Origin of the sequence: Streptomyces sp. NPDC086766 (genome assembly GCF_044746005.1) — a bacterium.
Classification (GTDB): domain Bacteria; phylum Actinomycetota; class Actinomycetes; order Streptomycetales; family Streptomycetaceae; genus Streptomyces.
The window spans coordinates 118,233-136,292 of the sequence record NZ_JBIVBI010000004.1; the positions used below are offsets into that span (position 1 = coordinate 118,233).

The 18,060-nt window shown below is 73.4% G+C and carries 14 protein-coding genes; 12 read left to right on the forward strand and 2 right to left on the reverse strand.

All coding sequences use genetic code 11. The annotated features are described in order from the left end of the window. Positions 1–205 precede the first annotated feature (205 nt). Positions 206–2,356, forward strand: a complete 2,151-nt coding sequence (locus ACIPM1_RS09010) for a SpoIIE family protein phosphatase (RefSeq protein WP_402431838.1) — start codon at positions 206–208, stop codon at positions 2,354–2,356. Between the two features lie 218 nt (positions 2,357–2,574). Here ACIPM1_RS09010 and ACIPM1_RS09015 read toward each other — a convergent pair whose 3' ends face one another. Continuing rightward, positions 2,575–3,999 (reverse strand): S1 family peptidase, encoded by a 1,425-nt coding sequence (locus tag ACIPM1_RS09015; protein ID WP_402430997.1) that lies wholly within the window; start codon positions 3,997–3,999, stop codon positions 2,575–2,577. A 184-nt stretch (positions 4,000–4,183) separates the two neighbouring features. Here ACIPM1_RS09015 and ACIPM1_RS09020 point away from each other — a divergent pair, with 184 nt between their 5' ends. The 9 genes from ACIPM1_RS09020 to ACIPM1_RS09060 all read left to right on the forward strand — a co-directional run bounded on the left by ACIPM1_RS09020 (position 4,184) and on the right by ACIPM1_RS09060 (position 15,023). Then, positions 4,184–4,597, forward strand: a complete 414-nt coding sequence (locus tag ACIPM1_RS09020; protein ID WP_402431000.1) for a PaaI family thioesterase — start codon at positions 4,184–4,186, stop codon at positions 4,595–4,597. 451 nt (positions 4,598–5,048) lie between these two features. Continuing rightward, entirely contained in the window at positions 5,049–5,264 is a 216-nt protein-coding gene (locus ACIPM1_RS09025; protein ID WP_356182152.1) for a type A2 lantipeptide, read from the forward strand. Positions 5,265–5,367: 103 nt separating this feature from the next. After that, on the forward strand, positions 5,368–6,174 hold the full coding sequence (locus ACIPM1_RS09030) for an HlyD family efflux transporter periplasmic adaptor subunit (RefSeq protein ID WP_402431003.1): 807 nt from the start codon (positions 5,368–5,370) through the stop codon (positions 6,172–6,174). Further along, on the forward strand, positions 6,171–8,396 hold the full coding sequence (locus tag ACIPM1_RS09035; protein WP_402431006.1) for an NHLP family bacteriocin export ABC transporter peptidase/permease/ATPase subunit: 2,226 nt from the start codon (positions 6,171–6,173) through the stop codon (positions 8,394–8,396). Before ACIPM1_RS09030 ends, ACIPM1_RS09035 begins: the two co-directional genes overlap by 4 nt. Before the next feature lies 1 nt (position 8,397). Further along, entirely contained in the window at positions 8,398–11,223 is a 2,826-nt protein-coding gene (locus ACIPM1_RS09040) for an NHLP bacteriocin export ABC transporter permease/ATPase subunit (RefSeq protein ID WP_402431009.1), read from the forward strand. 602 nt (positions 11,224–11,825) lie between these two features. Continuing rightward, the gene (locus ACIPM1_RS09045; RefSeq protein WP_402431012.1) at positions 11,826–12,833 is read left to right on the forward strand and encodes a Ppx/GppA family phosphatase; all 1,008 of its coding nucleotides are present in this window, start codon (positions 11,826–11,828) and stop codon (positions 12,831–12,833) included. Positions 12,834–13,140: 307 nt separating this feature from the next. Next, positions 13,141–14,154 carry an iron-containing redox enzyme family protein gene (locus tag ACIPM1_RS09050; protein ID WP_402431015.1) on the forward strand — a complete coding sequence of 338 codons (1,014 nt, stop codon included), beginning with the start codon at positions 13,141–13,143 and terminating at the stop codon, positions 14,152–14,154. A gap of 22 nt (positions 14,155–14,176) precedes the next feature. After that, the gene (locus ACIPM1_RS09055; protein ID WP_402431018.1) at positions 14,177–14,830 is read left to right on the forward strand and encodes a HemK2/MTQ2 family protein methyltransferase; all 654 of its coding nucleotides are present in this window, start codon (positions 14,177–14,179) and stop codon (positions 14,828–14,830) included. After that, positions 14,811–15,023 (forward strand): CDGSH iron-sulfur domain-containing protein, encoded by a 213-nt coding sequence (locus ACIPM1_RS09060; RefSeq protein ID WP_402431021.1) that lies wholly within the window; start codon positions 14,811–14,813, stop codon positions 15,021–15,023. Before ACIPM1_RS09055 ends, ACIPM1_RS09060 begins: the two co-directional genes overlap by 20 nt. Before the next feature lie 202 nt (positions 15,024–15,225). On the opposite strand, the gene ACIPM1_RS09065 is transcribed toward ACIPM1_RS09060, so the two are convergent. Beyond that, the gene (locus ACIPM1_RS09065) at positions 15,226–15,660 is read right to left on the reverse strand and encodes a protease inhibitor (protein WP_356182127.1); all 435 of its coding nucleotides are present in this window, start codon (positions 15,658–15,660) and stop codon (positions 15,226–15,228) included. 457 nt (positions 15,661–16,117) lie between these two features. On the opposite strand from ACIPM1_RS09065, the gene ACIPM1_RS09070 reads away from it, so the two are divergent. Both ACIPM1_RS09070 and ACIPM1_RS09075 read left to right on the forward strand, forming a co-directional pair. Then, on the forward strand, positions 16,118–16,810 hold the full coding sequence (locus ACIPM1_RS09070; RefSeq protein ID WP_402431025.1) for an alpha/beta fold hydrolase: 693 nt from the start codon (positions 16,118–16,120) through the stop codon (positions 16,808–16,810). Between the two features lie 73 nt (positions 16,811–16,883). Then, the gene (locus ACIPM1_RS09075) at positions 16,884–18,053 is read left to right on the forward strand and encodes a lactate 2-monooxygenase (RefSeq protein ID WP_402431028.1); all 1,170 of its coding nucleotides are present in this window, start codon (positions 16,884–16,886) and stop codon (positions 18,051–18,053) included. Positions 18,054–18,060 lie beyond the last annotated feature (7 nt).

Consider the following 18,060-nt stretch of genomic DNA (forward strand, 5'->3'; position numbering starts at 1 on the left):
GCACGGTTTCCTCGGTAACGCCATGGGGGCATGAGGCGGGGGCGCGGGGGTACCCGGGCGCCCTGACCGTGCCGCGGATACTTCTGCGCGCCACGCCGGAACCATTCCGTCCGGTACGCAACCGGTGCGGGACCGCTCGCCGTGCGCCGGACACCGCACCGGGGCAGCCTTGATCCGGGGATCCGTCGCGCGGCCGTGCGAGGAGGTGGTCGGCGTGTCCCACGGCCGGACGCCCGGACAGGGACCGGCGGCCGGTGGCCGCGGAGCCGACCGGCCACTGCTCTCCCTGGCCCTGGCCTCCATGCTGGACGAGGTCCACGCGCACTCCGGCGCCGTGTACCTGCTGTCGCCGGACCAGCCGGTGCTGGAGATGGCGGTGGCGGGGGGAATGCCGCGGGCGTTCGCCGCGCCCTGGGAGCGGGTGGGGCTGAGCGCCCCGATCCCGGTCGCCCAGGCGGTGCGCGAGCGGCGGCTGGTCTGGGTCGGCGGCGAGGAGGAGATGGCCCGGCGCTATCCGCGGATCGCGGTGGTCCTGCCCTACCCGTTCGCGCTCGCCGCCCTGCCGGTGGCCACGCGGACCACCGTGTACGGCGCCGCCTACGTGACCTGGCCGGCATCGCACCCTCCCGTGCTGTCCGACTGGGAGCGCGAGCATCTGACCGCCGCCTGCGACCGGCTGGCGCTGCGGCTGGAGCGGGCCGCCACGGAGCGGCGCCCGGTGGGCCCGGAGCCCGATCTGCTCGCCGCGCCCCCGGCGGGCGGGGCGGCCGGGACGCTCGGCACGATGGAGGCGGCGCGCATGGTGGCGCGGCTGCCCTACGGTCTCGCCTCGCTCGATCTGCACGGCCGGATCTCCTACGTGAACGCGGCGGCCGCCGACCTGCTCGGCCTGCCCACCCGGGAACTGCTCGGCACCCGGCTGTGGACGTCGGTGCCGTGGCTGAACGACCCGATGTACGAGGACCGTTACCGGGCCGCCCTGATCAGCCAGCACGTCACCTCCTTCGTGGCGCTGCGCCCGCCCGGCGACTGGCTGTCGTTCCGGCTGTATCCGAGCACCACGGGCCTGAGCGTGCGGATCAGCCGGGCCCGGGCGGTGGCGGAGATGGGCCGGTCCGCGCCCGAGCCCGGCGACGGGCCCTCCACCCTGGTGACCATCTCGCACGTGCTGAGCCTGGCGGGGGCGCTGACCGAGGCGGTCGGGGTGCAGGACGTGGTCCAGCTCGTCGCGGACGAGATCGCCCCGGCGGTCGGCAGCCAGGCCCTGGTGGTCCTCGGTTCGCAGTCCGGGCGGCTGCACGTGCTGGGGCACCGCGGGTACGAGGATCCGCACACCGTGGAACGGTTCCACGGCATGCCGCTGACCGCGCCGACACCGGGCGCGCACGTGCTGAGTACCGGGGTGCCCGCTTTCTTCGACTCCCTGCAGCAGCTGGAGCGGCTGTATCCGGCACGGCACGCGACGCCGGACGGCTTCGAGGCCTGGGCCTACCTGCCGCTCATCGCCTCGGGCCGCCCGGTGGGCACCTGTGTGCTCGCGTACGCCGAGCCGCATCCGTTCCCGGCGGACGAGCGGGCCGTGCTGACGAGCCTGGGCGGGCTGATCGCGCAGGCGCTGGAGCGGGCCCGGCTGTACGACGCCAAGCACCGGCTGGCGCACGGTCTGCAGCAGGCGCTGCTGCCCCACTCGCTGCCGCGGCTGCCGGGCATCGAGGCGGCCGCGCGCTATCTGCCCGCGACGCAAGGCATGGACATCGGCGGCGACTTCTACGACCTGGTGCCGAGGCAGCCGCTGGCGGCCGCCGTGATCGGGGACGTCCAGGGGCACAACGTGACCGCGGCCGGGCTGATGGGACAGATCCGCACCGCGGTGCGGGCGTACACGACGGTGGGGCAGGAACCGCAGGAGGTCATGCGCAGCACCAACCGGCTGCTGATCGACCTCGGCGTGGAACTGTTCGCCAGCTGCCTGTACCTGCGGCTCGATCCGGTGAACGGCTGCGCCGTGATGTCCCGCGCGGGGCATCCCCCACCACTGATCCGGCGGCCGGACGGCCGGGTGCGCGTGCTGGACCTGGCGGTGGGCCCGCTGCTGGGCATCGACGCGTCGGCCACGTATCCGACGACGCTGGTCGACTTCGCCCCCGGCTCGGTGCTCGCCCTCTACACCGACGGGCTGGTCGAGTCGCCGGACACCGACATCGAGGACTCGCTCGTGGAACTGGGGCAGCGGCTCGCCGAGGCCGGGGACGCGCCACTGGACGAGCTGGCCGATCTCCTGGTCTCGCACGGCGCCCCGGAGCGGGAGCGGATCGACGACGTGGCGCTGCTGCTGCTGCGGGCGCGCGCGGGGTGACCGCCGGGGGGCTGCCGCGGCAGGGGCGGACCACTGGGGCGGGGATCAGCGGCGGACGGCGGGCAACGGCGGTGACACGCGAGCGGTCCGACCCTCCCGCCGGAGGGCCGGACCGGTCCACTGGCCGACCGGAACCGCTGGGCAGGCCGGTCAGTGGCCTGTGGGGGGTGCGTGGCGCCGGGGCGGCCCGCCCGGCGATCAGCGGGCCGGGCGGCCGGTCACTGGCTCTGGGCGATCCCGGAGCCGTCGCCGGCGCCGGACTGGTCGCCCGGGTTCACCGCGCCCGACTGGTCACCGGGGTTCGCCGCCCCGGACTGGTCGCCGGGGTTCGCCGTGCCCGACTGGTCACCGGGGGCGGCCGTCCCCGACTGGTCACCGGGGGCGGCCGTGCCCGACTGGTCGCCCGGGGCGGCCGTTCCGGACTGGTCTCCGCCGGCCTGCTGGCCACCGCCCGCCTGCTGGCCTCCGCCGGCCTGGCCGCCCGCGCCCGCGCCGTTGCCCGCGCCGAGCGTCGCGCCCGTCGCCTGGAGGGCGGCGGTGACCGGCTGGAAGAAGGTCTCGCCACCCGCGGTGCAGTCGCCGCTGCCGCCCGAGGTGAGGCCGACCGCGCTGCCGTCCTGGGTGAACAGGGAGCCGCCGCTGTCGCCGGCCTCCGCGCAGACGTTGGTCTGGATGAGGCCGTTGACGGTGTCGACGCCGCCGGGGTTGGTCTCGCTCTGGAAGTTGACGGTGGCGTCGAGACCGGTGACCGTGCCGTTGTGCAGGCCGGTGGTGCTGCCCATCCGGAAGACGGTGGCGCCGACGGTGGCGTCGGCGGCCTGCTTGATCTGCACGGTCTGGCCGTTGCCCGCGTTGACCTCGCTGGGCGCCTGAGTGTTCGGGTCGTCGTACTTCACGAGGGAGAAGTCGCTGCCGGGGAAGGTGGCCTGGTCCACCGTGGCGATCGGCTGACCGTTCTGGGAGTCGGACCACTGCTTGGCCGCGACGCCGCAGTGACCGGCCGTCAGGAACGCGGGACTGCCGTCGCTCGCGGTGACGTTGAAGCCGAGGGAGCAGCGGACCCCGCCGCCCTGCGTCTGGGCGAAGATGGCGTCGCCGCCCGAGACGAAGGTCTTGAAGGTCCCGGCGGACTTCTTCAGGGTCGCCGTCCCGGAACCGAGGCCCTGGACGGTGGACTGGAGTCTGTCCCACTTGGCGCCGGTGACGGTGCTGTCTGCGGTGACCACGACCTTGTTGGTCCGCGGGTCGACGGCCCAGGCCGTGCCGGGGATGGTGGCCTTCGTCCGCAGCGTCCGCGCGGCGGACTTCAGTTCGGCCGTGCTGTTCTCGACCTGACGGACGGCCGCGCCGGCCTTCTTGGCCTGGACGACCAGGTTGTTGTTGTCGCCGCCCACCACGTTGACGACGAGCTGCTGCTTGGCGCTGTCGTAGTAGGAGCCGGCGAAGGCGCCGCCGAGTGCCTGGGAGAGCTTCGCGGCGAGGTCCGAGGCGTCCGTCGCCTTGAGCGTCTTGGGGGTGGCGTTGTCCGCCGCGCCGTCCTGGGAGGCGTTGGCGTTCGGGAGCAGCAGGGCCGCCGCTCCGAGCGCCGCCACGCTGCCTGCCGCTATCGCGGCCTTGCGCTTCGGAATTCGCTTGTGACTCAACTTCTCGACCTCCTGGGGGGACGGGGTCTGTGCCGCCGTTCGGCAGCGACTCGGGGCGCCTGGATGGCTGTTGGTACGCACGGGGCACGCGGGGCGTTCAACTCCCCCGGCCGGCCCGCCCCGCGGCACGCCGAATCGGCCAACTCCCGTGTCCGGCCCCGGCGGTGCCGGGAACAATCCCCCTATGACGATGACCACCGCGGAAGCGGGCAAGATCCTCTACGGCAACTTCGCCCCCTGGGTTCTCGAACTCGGCCTGTCCGTGGAGGCGTTGGGACCGGACCGCGCGACCCTGCGACTGCCCTGGTCGGAGCGGCTGGCCCGTGAGGGCGGGGCGCTGTCCGGGCAGGCGCTGATGGCCGCCGCCGACACGGCGACCGTGATCGCGGTCTCGGCCGCGCGCGGCGGCTACGTGCCGATGACGACGGTGCAGCAGTCGACGTCGTTCCAGCGGGCGGTGACCGGCTCCGACGTCCTGATCGAAGCGGTCCTGACCAAGCTGGGCCGCCGGATGGCGTTCGCGGACATCACGCTCACCGACGAGGGCGCCGGTGCGCTCGCGGCACGGGCGAGCACGGTGTACGCCCTGCTCGGCTGACACGCTCGGTGACCGTCCGATCTCGCTCCGTCGTTCACGGCGTGCGGAATCCCGGCTTCAGCGAATCTGCACATTGAATACTCAACGAAGTCACCGGACCCGTCGGATCTGCACAATCGCGCGCCCCCGGCGGGGCCTTTGGCGCGGAGTGCCGGATTCGCCGTCGTACTCGCAAGTATCCGGGCGCGTCGATGCGGTGCCGCGTGTGAAGAAGTCGCCGACAACTCGTGCCGACGCCGTCACGGATGCCCGCGCCGAAGCAACAAGTCCCCAGGTGGGAAGGCTGGTTGATTGGAAGCGGCGCGTCGCCGCGTGCTTTGATCCCTCACATCGCGGGAATCGCACCGGGCTCGGGGAACGGGCCCGCGGTGCCCGCGTAGGCGGCCGTCCTTCTGTCCCCAGAGGGGGCCGCTCCCCCTTGTGAGATATCCATACGAAGGGAAGTTCCATCATGAACTCCACCCCCCAGGTTGAGACCGTCGAGATCTCCGACGCCGAGCTCGACAACGTCTCCGGCGGCCTCGCCCTGAACGCCGTGGGCACCGCCACCGGCCTGGTGGACGGCGTTGCCCCGGTTTCCGGCACGGCCAACATGGCCATCGGCACCGTCGAGGGCGTCACCGGCCTCAACGTCGCCCCGGTCACCAACCTGGTCGCCGGTCTCTGATCGCGCCTCGTTGCCGTTGAGTCCCGGAGCCGTATGCCGGTTCCGGGATTCTCTGGTGCCGTAAAAGATCCGTCCCGCACGTCCCACAGGTGAGGGAAGTTCCGTGCAGTTCCGCCAACAGGCCCTCGCCAAGCTCCAGTCCCCGGAGGAACTCGACCTTCCGGTGCGGCTCGCCCGGCCCCAGGGTTGGCTCGTGCTGTCCGTCGCACTGGTCGCCATGGCCGCCGCCTCCGTCTGGGCCGTGACGGGATCCGTGGCCTCCACGGTCGGCGCGCAGGCCATCCTCACGCACGGGCAGGGCAGTTACCTCCTGCAGAGCCCGGTCGCCGGCCAGGTCACCGCGGTCCTCGCCCAGGAGGGAAGTCGGCTGCCCGCGGGCGCGCCCGTGGTGAAGGTCCGTACGGGCCAGGGCGACCAGGTCGTCCGCACGGTCGCCGCGGGCCGGGTCACCGCGCTCGCCGCCACCATCGGCCAGATCGTCCAGACCGGCGCGAACATCGCCGCCGTCGAGAAGGTCGCCCAGGCCTCGGACCCGCTGTACGCGACCGTGTACGTCCCCGCGGAGAACGCCGCCGCCATCCCCGCCCACGCCTCCGTCGACCTGACCGTCGCCTCGGTGCCGGCACAGCGGTACGGCGTGCTGCGCGGCCATGTGAAGTCGGTCGACCGCACCGCGGAGTCGGCCCAGCGGATCGCCGCGTTCCTCGGCGACGCCCAGCTGGGCGAGCAGTTCACGAGGACGGGCCGTCCGGTCGCCGTCCTCGTCCGGCTCGACCCGTCGTCCGCCACGAAGAGCGGCTACCGCTGGTCCTCCGCGGACGGCCCCCCGTACCGGCTGGACTCCATGACCCTGGCCACGGCCTCCATCCGCCTGGCCGACCAGCGTCCGCTCGATTGGCTGCTGCCGTGACCACCGCCCAGGAAACCCGCGGCCGCCGGCGCGCCGCCCCGCCCAAGCGCCGCCCGGTCCCCAAGGGGCGGGGGAAGACCGTCCGCACCCCCACCGTGCTCCAGATGGAGGCCGTGGAGTGCGGCGCCGCCTCGCTCGCGATGGTGCTCGGCCACTACGGCCGCCATGTCCCGCTGGAGGAGCTGCGCATCGCCTGCGGCGTCTCGCGGGACGGCTCGCGCGCCAGCAACCTGCTGAAGGCGGCCCGCAGCTACGGGCTGACCGCCAAGGGCATGCAGATGGACACCGCCGCCCTCGCCGAGGTGAAGGCACCGGCGGTCCTGTTCTGGGAGTTCAACCACTACGTCGTCTACGACGGCATGGGCCGCCGGCTCGGCCGGCGCGGGGTCTACATCAACGACCCCGCCAAGGGCCGCCGTTTCGTCCCCATGGAGGACTTCGACAGCAGCTTCACCGGCGTCGTCCTGGTCATGGAGCCGGGCGCGGGCTTCGAGAAGGGCGGCCGCAGACCCGGGGTCCTCGGCGCCATGCCGGCCCGGCTGCGCGGCACCGCGGGCACGATGCCCGCCGCCGTGCTCGCGAGCCTGCTGCTGGTGGCGGTCGGCGCGGCGGTGCCCGCCCTCAGCCGCACCTACATCGACATGTTCCTGATCGGCGGCCAGACCTCGCTGCTGGGCGTGCTGTTCGCGTCGATGGGCGCGTGCGTGCTGCTCACCGTGGTGCTGACCTGGCTGCAGCAGGCGAACCTGCTGCACGGCCGGATCATCTCCTCCACCCTCTCCAGCGCCCGCTTCCTGCGCCATCTGCTGCGCCTGCCGGTGACGTTCTTCGCCCAGCGCAGCCCCGCCGACCTGGTGCAGCGCCTGCAGTCCAACGACCAGGTGGCCGAGACCCTGGCCCGCGACCTCGCGGCGGCGGGCGTGGACGCGGTCGTGGTCGTGCTGTACGCGATCCTGCTCTACACCTACGACCCGCAGCTCACGCTGGTCGGCATCGGCGTCGCGCTGCTGAACGTCGTGGCGATGCGGGTCGTCGTACGGCTGCGCGCGACGCGGACGGCGAAGCTGCGCGCGGACACCGCACGGCTCACCAACACCGCCTACACCGGGCTGCAGTTGATCGAGACGATGAAGGCGACCGGCGGCGAGGACGGCTACTTCCGCAAGTGGGCGGGGCAGCACGCCACCACCCTGGAGGAGCAGCAGCGCCTCGGCGTGCCGAGCGCCTGGCTGGGCGTGGTCGCGCCGACCCTGGCGACGCTCAACAGCGCGCTGATCCTGTGGATCGGCGGGATGCGCGCGGTCGAGGGCCACATCTCGGTCGGTCTGCTGGTCGCCTTCCAGGCGCTGGTGACCCGGTTCACCGCGCCCCTCACCCGCCTCAACGGGGTCGCCGGGCGCATCCAGGACTTCGCGGCGGACGTGGCCCGGCTCAAGGACGTGGAGAACTTCCAGGCGGACCCGCTGTACGCGCGCGCGGGCACCGGCGAGTCCACCCGCCGGCTGCACGGCCATGTGGAGCTGGAGAACATCACCTTCGGCTACAGCCCCCTGGACAAGCCGCTGCTCACCGGGTTCGACCTGGTCGTGGGGCCGGGGCAGCAGGTGGCCCTGGTCGGCGGCTCCGGCAGCGGCAAGTCCACGGTCTCCCGCCTCATCTCGGGCCTGTACGCGCCCTGGGAGGGCGTGATCCGCATCGACGGGCAGCGGCTGGAGGACATCCCGCGCGGCGCGCTCGCGGCGTCGGTGTCCTTCGTCGACCAGGAGGTGTTCCTGTTCGAGGGCACGGTCCGCGACAACGTCGCCCTGTGGGACCCCTCCATCCCGGACGACGCGGTGACGGAGGCGCTCAGGGACGCGGCACTGTACGACGTGGTCGTGCGACGGCCCGGCGGCATCCACAGCCGGGTCGAGCAGGACGGCCGCAACTTCTCCGGCGGGCAGCGCCAGCGCCTGGAGATCGCCCGGGCGCTGGTGCGCCGGCCGAGCATCCTCGTGCTCGACGAGGTGACCAGCGCCCTGGACGCCGAGACCGAGCAGCTGGTGATGGACAACCTGCGGCGGCGCGGCTGCGCCTGCGTGGTGATCGCGCACCGGCTCAGCACCGTGCGCGACAGCGACGAGATCGTCGTGCTCCAGCACGGCACGGTGGTCGAACGCGGGCGGCACGAGGAGCTGGTGGCGCGCGGCGGCGCGTACGCCGCGCTGGTCAGGGAGCGATGAGATGACGTCCCTTCACGAGGGCCACCAGGGCGACCTGGTTCTGGGCGCGCTCGGGTCCCTGGGCACGCCGGTCGACTGCGCCGGGTTCAACCGGCTCGACCTGGAGGGCCCGCAGGTGCTGTGGCTGGTCGCGGCCGGCGCGGTGGACCTGTTCGCGGTCGACGAGGTGCAGCAGGGCCACTGGCACCACCTGGGCCGGCTGGAGGCGGGCTCGCTGCTGCTCGGCCCGGTCGCCGGCCCGCAGCACACGCTGATCGCGCGCCCCCTGCGGGACTGCGTGGTGCGCCGCGTCGAGCTGCGCGAGCTGTACCAGCCGGCGCACACGCAGACCTGGTCGTACGACGAGTACGGCAATCCGCAGTACGTGCCGCCGGAGACCAGCCCGCTGGAGTACGCCGTCGCGCTCGGCGTAGGCCGCAGCCTGTCCGTCCTGTTCCAGGCGCCGATGGCCGAGGAGCGGGCGGCCGCGCCCACCGACGACGACGTCTTCTGGATGCAGGTGCCGCCGGGCAGTGTCCAGTACGGGGCGCTGTACGGCGCCGAGGCGGCCGCGGACCTGCTGATGGACCCGGCGCTGTGGCAGAGCATGGTCGACCAGCAGTACCGGCTGCTGACCGCTCTGGACCGCTGGATCGAGCAGCTGGAGCGCACCCACGAGAACCGGACGGCGGAGGGCATCAAGGCCGGTGAGGCGGTCCGCGCGCAGGCCGACCGGACCCTGCTGGCGTCCATCGGCCGCTCCTCGGCGCAGCGGACCACGGCCGCCGACGCCGACGCCACCTACGCCGCCTGCAGGCTGGTCGCGCGCGCGGCCGGGATCACCCTCGCCGAACCCGCGCAGAGCGGCACCGAGAGCGACCGTCTCGATCCCGTCGAGCGGGTCGCCCTGGCCTCCCGGGTGCGTACCCGTGCCGTACGCCTGTACGGCCGCTGGTGGCGGGAGAACGTCGGCCCGCTGGTGGGGCACCGGGCCCTGTCGGGCGCGCCGGTCGCCCTGCTGTGGCGGCGCGGGGGGTACGTCGCGGTGCATCCGGCCACCGGCCGGGAGACCCCGATCGAGAAGGCGAACGCGGAGGAGTTCGAGCCGCGGGCGGTGATGTTCTACCGCCCGCTGCCCGACCGCGGGCTCACCCCGGCCGGGCTGCTGCGGTTCACCCTGCGCGGCACCGGAAGCGACGTGCTCAACCTCCTGCTCAGCGGCCTGGTGACGGTCGCCATCGGCGCCCTGGTGCCGGTCGCCACCGGGAAGGTGCTGGGGCAGTACGTGCCGAAGGCCCAGCAGGGGCTCATCGTGCAGGTCTGCCTGGCGGTGATGATCAGCAGTGTGGTGGCGGCGGCCTTCATGCTTCTGGAGAACCTGACCATCCTGCGGCTGGAGGGCCGGATCGAGGCCACCCTGCAACCGGCCGTCTGGGACCGGCTGCTGCGGCTGCCGACGAAGTTCTTCACCGAGCGCTCCACGGGCGAGCTGGCCAGCGCGGCCATGGGCATCAGCGCGATCCGCCGTCTGCTGGCGGGCGTCGGCCCGGTCGTCGCCCAGTCGGTGACCGTGGGCGTGATGAACCTGGCCCTGCTGTTCTGGTTCAGCGCGTCGATGGCGCTGGCGGCCATCGGCATGCTCGTCGTCATCGCCGCCGTGTTCCTGGGGCTCGGGTTGTGGCAGGTGCGCTGGCAGCGCCGGCTGGTGGTGCTCGGAAACAAGCTGAACAACCGGGCCTTCCAGACGCTGCGCGGGCTGCCGAAGCTCCGGGTGGCGGCGGCGGAGAACTACGCGTACGCGGCCTGGGCGTCGGAGTTCGCGCGCAGCCGTGAGCTGCAGCAGAAGGTGGGCCGCATCAAGAACCTCACCACGGTGATGGGCGCGGTCTACCTGCCGGTGTGCACCCTGCTGATGTTCATGCTGCTCGCGGGCCCGGCGCGCGGGTCGATGTCGGCGGCGGCCTTCCTCACCTTCAACACCTCGGTGACGATGCTGCTGACCTCCGTCACCCAGCTGACCGGAGCCTTCGTCTCGGCCGTGGCCGCGCTGCCGCTGTACGAGGAGATCAAGCCGGTGCTGGACGCGGTGCCGGAGGTGCGGGAGGCGAGCACCCGGCCCGGCCCGCTGTCCGGCGCGATCGAGGCGCGCCGGCTGTCGTTCCGGTACGCCGACGACGGGCCGCTGGTGCTGGACGACGTGTCGTTCGCGGTGCGGCCGGGCGAGTTCGTGGCGATCGTCGGCCCGAGCGGCTGCGGCAAGTCCACCCTGCTGCGGCTGCTGATCGGCTTCGACCGCCCGCTGTCCGGAGGTGTGCTGTACGACGGTCAGGACCTCGCGGCCCTCGACCAGTCGGCGGTGCGGCGGCAGTGCGGGGTGGTCCTCCAGCACGCCCAGCCGTTCAACGGCTCGATCCTGGACGTCATCCGGGGCACCGAGCCGTGCACGCCGGAGGAGGCGATGGCGGCGGCCGAGATGGCGGGGCTCGCGGAGGACATCAAGCGGATGCCGATGGGGCTGCACACCATCGTCGCGGGCAGCGGGGCGGTCTCCGGAGGGCAGCGGCAGCGCCTGATGATCGCCCAGGCCCTGGTGCGGCGCCCGCGGATCCTCTTCTTCGACGAGGCGACCAGCGCCCTGGACAACGACACGCAGCGCACGGTGATCGAGAGCACCCGCAAGCTCAACGCGACGCGGATCGTCATCGCGCACCGTCTGTCGACGGTGCTGGACGCCGACCGGGTCATCGTCATGGAGGACGGCAAGGTGGCCCAGCAGGGGGCGCCGGCCGAACTGCTCGCCGACACCGGCGGACGCCTCCACGAACTGGTCCGACGCCAGCTGGCGTGAGCGAACGGCCGGAAACCGGTTCCGCCCGTCCCCGTCCCGCCAGTGCGACGGAACCCGGCGGACACCACCGGCGGCCGTCCGGGCGGAAGCGTGATGGAGGGTGCGGGCGGCGGCCCGTCAACTCCCGTTCGCGGTCTGCGATGTCCGCGTCTGCCCTTACAGTGGGCACCCGCTGCCATACGGCGTGAAACCGCAGACACAACGCAGACAGGAAGGTCCAGGCAACGTGTTCCAAGACGCCCCCATCTACCACCGGCTGGTCGCCGAGCGCGGCGACGTGCCGGCCCGAGTCCGTGACGCGGCCCTGCACATACATCGCGAACTCGAGGGTGTGATGGGCCGTTCGCTCGCCTCGTACCAGCCGGGTCCGCCGCCCACGAGCGCGCCACCGAGGCCGTACTCGGCGCTGCCGCCAGGTTTGTAGGGCGGCGGCACCCGGAGCTACGACACCCGCGGCGCGCGTCAGGGCGCCGCGGGCACCCGCGCGCAGCCGTCCCGGAGTCGTCCGTCGGGGCCCGACAGGGGCGGGGCGCCGGCGCGAAGACAGCCTCGTCCGCCCCGGATCGGCGTACGAAACCCCTGGACTGGGTACCCACCGGCCCATGCGGACAAGCGTGGTGGATGTGGGGTCGAACACCGTCCGGCTGATGGTGGCGGACGCGGAGGGCGGGGTGCCGTTGCCGGTCCACACCGCGAAGTGGCGCCTGCGGCTGTCCGAACAGGTCAGGCCCGGGGACCGCATCCCTGAGGAGGCCGTGGAGCGGCTGGTCGGGGCGGTCGCCGAGGCGAGCGCGACCGCGTCCCGGTGGGGCGCGTCCGGTCCGCTGGCCTTCGCCACCGCCGTGGTGCGCGGTGCGCCGAACCGGCTGGAGGTGCTGCGGGCGGTCCGGACGCGGACCGGGGTCGCGCTGTGCACGCTGCCCGGAGAGGTCGAGGCCGAGCTCACGTTCCTCGGGGCGCGGCGCTGGATGGGCTGGCGCTCGGGGCCGCTCGCCCTGCTGGACATCGGCGGCGGTTCACTCGAAGTCGCCTTCGGGCGTGGCCGGTTGCCGGACTTCGTGGCCTCGCTGCCGCTGGGCGCGGGGCGGCTGACCCATCAGTTCCTCACGCCCGAGGACCCGCCGTCCCCGGAGCGGCTGAAGGCTCTGCGGCGCGAGGTGCGGCATCAACTGCGGGACGCGGCCGCCCGGATCCGCTGGGAGGGGCCGCGCACCGCGGTGGCGACCTCGCGCACCTTCCAGCAGCTCGGGCGGCTGTGCGGTGCCGCACCCGGTCGTTACGGCCCCTTCGTGGAGCGGCCGTTGCGCCGGGCGGACCTCAGAGAGGCGATCGACAGGCTGGCCGCCCTGCCCGCCGCCGCCCGCGCCGCGCTCCCGGGCATCTCCGCGCCGCGCGCCGCGCAGAGCCTGGCCGGAGCGGTGGTCGCGCACACGGCGATGAAGCTGACCGGCATCTCGGCGGTCACCATCTGCCCCTGGGCCATCCGGGAGGGGGTGCTGCTGCGGCACATCGAGGACGGGCCGGGCTGGTGGGCGGAGATGTCCCGCCGCAGCGAGGAGGTCGGCCCGCCCGACCCGCTCCCCCTGCGCGTCGCGACCGCCACGAACTGAGAGGGGCCGCGCCGGGAACCCCCGCGCGGCCTCGACCGGCCACGACCGGATCCGACGGGCCTCGACCAGCTTCGACCGGCCCTCACCGGCCTCGACGGCACCAGCCTCCCGCACGGCCACCGGGCACGCGCCCCTGCCGGGCGCTCGGCCCCATGCCGGGCGCCAGGCGCCGAGCACGGGCGGACTCGGTCCCACGCCGAAAACTCGACCTCATGCCGGGGGCACTCGACCCAGTGCCGGGGCCCGCCGCACACCCCGTCTCACCCCGCCGCGGGTGTCGCCCGCCCCTCCCGGGTACCCGAGCCCCATGAACCACGATCGCCGAGGACCCGAGCTGCCTACCGCGCGGGGCCCGGTCTCCGCCGCCGTCGTCGCGTATCTGCTCGGTCGCGGGCCGCTGCCCGGCGCCGAGGAGTCCGGCGGCGCGGACCCGTACGGTGACGACCTGCAGCTCGCCCTGTACCTCTGCTACGAGCTGCACTACCGCGGGTTCGCGGGCGTCGCCCCGGAGCGCGAATGGGACCCGGACCTGCTGCGGGTGCGGGCGGCGTTGGAACAGCGCTTCCTGTCCGCCCTGCGCGCCGACACGCCCGCGCACGCCGGTCTCGACGACGCGCTCGCCGCGCTCCTCGTCGAACCGGTCGAGGGCACGGGAGTCACCCACTACCTGCGGGACGAGGGCGAACTGTGGCAGCTGCGCGAGTACGCGGCCCAGCGCTCCCTGTACCACCTCAAGGAGGCCGACCCGCACGCCTGGGTGCTGCCGCGGCTGTGGGGGCGGGCCAAGGCGGCGATGGCGGCGGTGGAGTACGACGAGTTCGGCGGGGGCCGCCCGGACCGGGTGCACGCCCGCCTGTTCGCGGACCTGATGACCGACCTGGACCTGGACACGGCGTACGGCCGCCACCTGGACGCGGCCTCGGCGGAACTGCTGGCCATCGTGAACATGATGTCCCTGTTCGGCCTGCACCGGGCGCTGCGGGGCGCCCTGGTCGGCCACTTCGCCGCGGTGGAGATCACCTCCTCCCCCGGCTCGCGGCGGCTGGCCGAGGCGATGCGCCGCACCGGCGCCGGACCGGCCGCGGAGTTCTTCTACGACGAGCACGTCGAGGCGGACGCGGTGCACGAGCAGGTGGTGCGCCACGACGTCATCGGCGGGCTGCTGGCCGAGGAGCCGCATCTGGCGGCCGACATCGCCTTCGGCATCGACGCGACCGAACACCTGGAGGGCCGCTTCGCCGCCCGTCTGCTCGCCGACTGGCGGGCGGGCCGGTCCTCGCTGCGCACGCCGCTGCCGGCACCCATGACCCATATATCCTGATTGTCTGGGTACTCGCGCCCCTGTGCATTCACTGGTACTCCCGGGCGTCTACGCCCCCCAGGACGACACCGCCCTGCTGGCCGAGGCGCTGGCCGCCGAACCCCTGCCGCCGGGCGCGCGGGTGCTCGACGTGGGCACCGGCAGCGGCGCGCTGGCCCTCGAGGCCGCCCGGCGGGGCGCCCAGGTGACCGCCGTCGACGTCTCGCGCCGGGCGGTGTGGACGGCGCGGCTCAACGCGTGGCTGGCCCGCCTGCCGGTCCACATCCGGCGCGGCAACCTCTTCGGTCCGGTGCGCGGTGGATCGTTCGACCTCATCCTCGCCAACCCGCCCTATGTGCCGGCGCCCGGCGCGCGAGGCGAGCCGCGGGGCAGGTCGCGCGCCTGGGACGCGGGGCACGACGGGCGGCTCGTGCTGGACCGGCTCTGCCGGGACGCGCCCGGCCTGCTGCGGCCCGGAGGCGTCCTGCTGATCGTCCACTCCGCGCTGAGCGGGCCCGGCCACACCGTGGACCGGCTGCGCGCGGCCGGGCTCAAGGCCGCCGTGGTGCGCCGCCGGTGGATCGCACTCGGGCCCGTCCTGCGGGCGCGGCGGAGCTGGCTGCGGGAGCGCGGTCTGCTCTCCGTGGCCGACGAGAAGGAAGAGCTGGTGGTCATCCGTGCCGAACGCACCCTCTGAAGGCCCCCGTCCGGACCCGCCCCGCCGGGTCACCATGCGGCGGCGCGGGCCGATCCTCGTGGACGGACCCGTGGAGGTGGAACTGGAGGACGGCACCACCGTCTCCTCCGACCGCTTCCGGGTGGCCCTGTGCACCTGCCGCCGCAGCCGCCGCTACCCGTGGTGCGACACCAGTCACCGCGACCGGGCCTGAGGCCGCGGGAACGAGAACGCTCCGCGTCCGGCCGGCGGACCGGCGGAACACGGAGCGAAGGTGATACCAGGGGTCGGCGGGCGGCCCCACTCCGCCCGGCCGACCCCTGGTGCGAGATCGCCGTGGTCCCCGCTACAGGGGCTCGCACTCCCCAGCTACGGGACCCTTCAGTTGTTTCACGGGGACGGCGCGATCCCGGTCCCTAGAACGCGAAGACGCTCGACATGGCGGCGTCCTTCACGCAGGTGTTGGCGAAGGTGCGCTCGTAGGAGACGCGCTTGCCCTGCCAGACGCCGGCGGCCGTGACGACCACCGGGTTGTACTCCTTGGTGCACAGCACGTCCCGCTTGACCGTCAGGGCGTCGAAGTCCCCGCCGGCGGCGCGTAGTTCCGCGCACGCCAGCGCCGGCGCCGGATGGGTGCCGGAGGACGTGGGGGCGCAGCCCAGGGTGACGGCACGTTCGGGGGTCGCGGCCGCCGCGTTCTCGCCGTGGCCCACGGTGAGCACCAGGGCCGAGGGGGCGTAGAGCGAGGCGGGGGCGCTGGACGGGGTGGCGAGCGCGGCCCCCGTGAGGGGTCCGCAGACGGCGGTGGCCGTCAGGCCGAGAGTCGCTGCCCAGCGCGCGGTGTTCCGCATTGTGTGCTTCCTTCCGCTCGAGATTTCTTCGATGAGAGATACCGGAGCCGGCACGGTCGGTGCCTGACCGGCGCCCCGGAGTCTGCCGAGTCCGCCGCCGAAACTCACATCGAAGGCATGGGTTTCGGTAACCTTGTGTGTTGAAGCAGTGGCGTGAAGTCACAGAGTCCGAACGTTCCGACCCCCAATCTGTGGGGTTGCGGATCGCCGAATCAGGTCGGATGGCTTGATTCCTTACGTTCGTTAATCGTCCTGAAACATTCCGGTTGCGCTCTCGGCGGACCGCTTCGCGACCCCTTGTGTTCATGTGGGCGTGACGGTGGAGCGCGGGGAGATCACCGCCGTCGGCCGTATACCGGCCCCGCACGGCCGAGGGGCGCGGCCGCCGAGCACGCGCCCCCGGACAACCGGCCCGCCGCGGGGCCCCGTTGTCGTACCCGCCCGCTACGTTGGGGCCATGACGGACTTCGTACTGGTGGCAGGCGCGTGGCTCGGCGGGTGGGCGTGGGACGAGGTCGTCCCCCTCTTGCGGAAGTCAGGGCACGGCGCGCATCCCCTCACCCTCACCGGCCTGGCCGAGAAAAAGGGCACGCCGGCCGGACAGCAGACGCATGTGCGGGACATCGTCGACCACGTCGAGCGCCTCGACCTGCGGGACGTCGTGCTGGTCGGGCACAGCTACTCCGGAATCCCGGTGGGCCAGGCGGCCGAGCGGATCGGCGACCGGCTCCGGCGCGTGGTGTTCGTCGACGCCAACGTCCCTGTCGACGGGACGTCGTTCCTCGCGAGCTTCCCGAGCGAGCACATTCGGCAGGCGCTCGCGGAGCACGACGGCGTCTGGCCGCCCCTCGCCCCGGAGGACTACGCGGGACAGGAACTGACCGGCCCGCAGATCGACCGCATCGTCACCGAGGGCACGCCCCACCCGGGCGGCACCCTCACCGAGCCCGCCGTGCTGAGCCGTCCGCTCGCCGAGCTGCCGGCCACGTACGTCAAGTGCCTGCTGGACGGCCCCGAACCGCCGCCCGCCGTGGCCGCGCTGCTCACCGGCGAGCGGTGGGAACTGGAGAAGCTGGACACCGGACACTGGCCGATGTTCTCCCGGCCGCGCGAGCTGGCCGCGATCCTCCTCGCGGCGGCGGGGGGTTGACCGTCGGACGGCTCCTACCCGCCAGTATCGTCGGGGGCCACGCGGGCTCAGCGACGAGAGGCGGGACGGACGCATGGCGCGGCACTGGGCGGACTTCCAGTACGAGATCTATCTCAACGGGATGACGGGGGCCGTACCGCGGCTGCCCACCGATCTCACCCGGCTGGAGGAGCTGACCGAGCAGCGGCTCGGCCCCGGCCCGGTCGGCTATGTCGCGGGCAGCGCGGGCAGCGGCAGCACGGCGCGCGCCAACCGGGCGGCCCTGGACCGGCGCCGGATCGTTCCGCGGATGCTGCGGGACGTGCACGAACGCGACCTGTCGGTGCGGGTGCTGGGACGTGACCTGCCCGCGCCGCTGGCGCTGGCCCCGGTCGGAGTGCTGTCGATCATGCATCCGGAGGCCGAGTCGGCGGCCGCGCGGGCCGCCGCCGCGCAGGGCGTGCCGTACATCCTGTCCTCGGCGTCCAGCACTCCGATGGAACAGGTCGCGGAGGCGATGGGCGACGCCGAGCGGTGGTTCCAGCTCTACTGGGCCAAGGACCGCGAGGTGACGCGGAGTTTCCTGAACCGGGCGAAGGCCTCGGGCTTCTCGGTCCTCGTCGTCACACTGGACACGCCGCTGCTGGCATGGCGGCCGCGCGACCTCGACCAGGCGTACCTGCCGTTCCTGCACGGCGTGGGCACCGCCAACTACTTCTCCGACCCGGCTTTCCGAGCTGGTCTGGCCAAGCCGGTGCACGAGGACCCGAACGCGGCGGTGATGCACTTCGTCGGCATGTTCGCCGACCCCGGCAAGACCTGGCCCGACCTGGCGTTCCTGCGGGAGAACTGGGACGGCCCGATCGTCCTCAAGGGCATTCTGCACCCGGACGACGCCCGGCTCGCCGCCGACGCCGGGATGGACGGGGTGGTCGTCTCCAACCACGGCGGCCGCCAGGTGGCCGGGTCGGTCGCGGCAGCCGACGCGCTGCCCCGGGTGGCGCGGGCCGTCGGCGACCGGCTGACCGTCCTGTTCGACAGCGGCGTCCGCACCGGGGACGACGTCTTCAAGGCGCTCGCCCTCGGTGCGTCCGCCGTGCTGCTGGGACGGCCGTACGTGTACGGGCTCGGCCTCGACGGCCGGGCGGGCGTGGAACACGTGATCCGCTGCCTGCTCGCGGAGTTCGACCTCACCCTCGCCCTGTCGGGGCACGCGGGACCGGGCACGGTGGGCCCCGGCGACCTGGTCGAGGACGCCGTCTGACCGCCGG

What these genes read in the sequence shown, in the direction of transcription:
- ACIPM1_RS09020 (WP_402431000.1), top strand. Translation starts at nt 4,184, where the DNA reads ATGACGATGACCACCGCGGAAGCGGGCAAGATCCTCTACGGCAACTTC.
- ACIPM1_RS09025 (WP_356182152.1), top strand. Translation starts at nt 5,049, where the DNA reads ATGAACTCCACCCCCCAGGTTGAGACCGTCGAGATCTCCGACGCCGAG.
- ACIPM1_RS09040 (WP_402431009.1), top strand. Translation starts at nt 8,398, where the DNA reads ATGACGTCCCTTCACGAGGGCCACCAGGGCGACCTGGTTCTGGGCGCG.
- ACIPM1_RS09045 (WP_402431012.1), top strand. Translation starts at nt 11,826, where the DNA reads ATGCGGACAAGCGTGGTGGATGTGGGGTCGAACACCGTCCGGCTGATG.
- ACIPM1_RS09050 (WP_402431015.1), top strand. Translation starts at nt 13,141, where the DNA reads ATGAACCACGATCGCCGAGGACCCGAGCTGCCTACCGCGCGGGGCCCG.
- ACIPM1_RS09065 (WP_356182127.1), bottom strand. Translation starts at nt 15,660, where the DNA reads ATGCGGAACACCGCGCGCTGGGCAGCGACTCTCGGCCTGACGGCCACC.
- ACIPM1_RS09070 (WP_402431025.1), top strand. Translation starts at nt 16,118, where the DNA reads ATGACGGACTTCGTACTGGTGGCAGGCGCGTGGCTCGGCGGGTGGGCG.
- ACIPM1_RS09075 (WP_402431028.1), top strand. Translation starts at nt 16,884, where the DNA reads ATGGCGCGGCACTGGGCGGACTTCCAGTACGAGATCTATCTCAACGGG.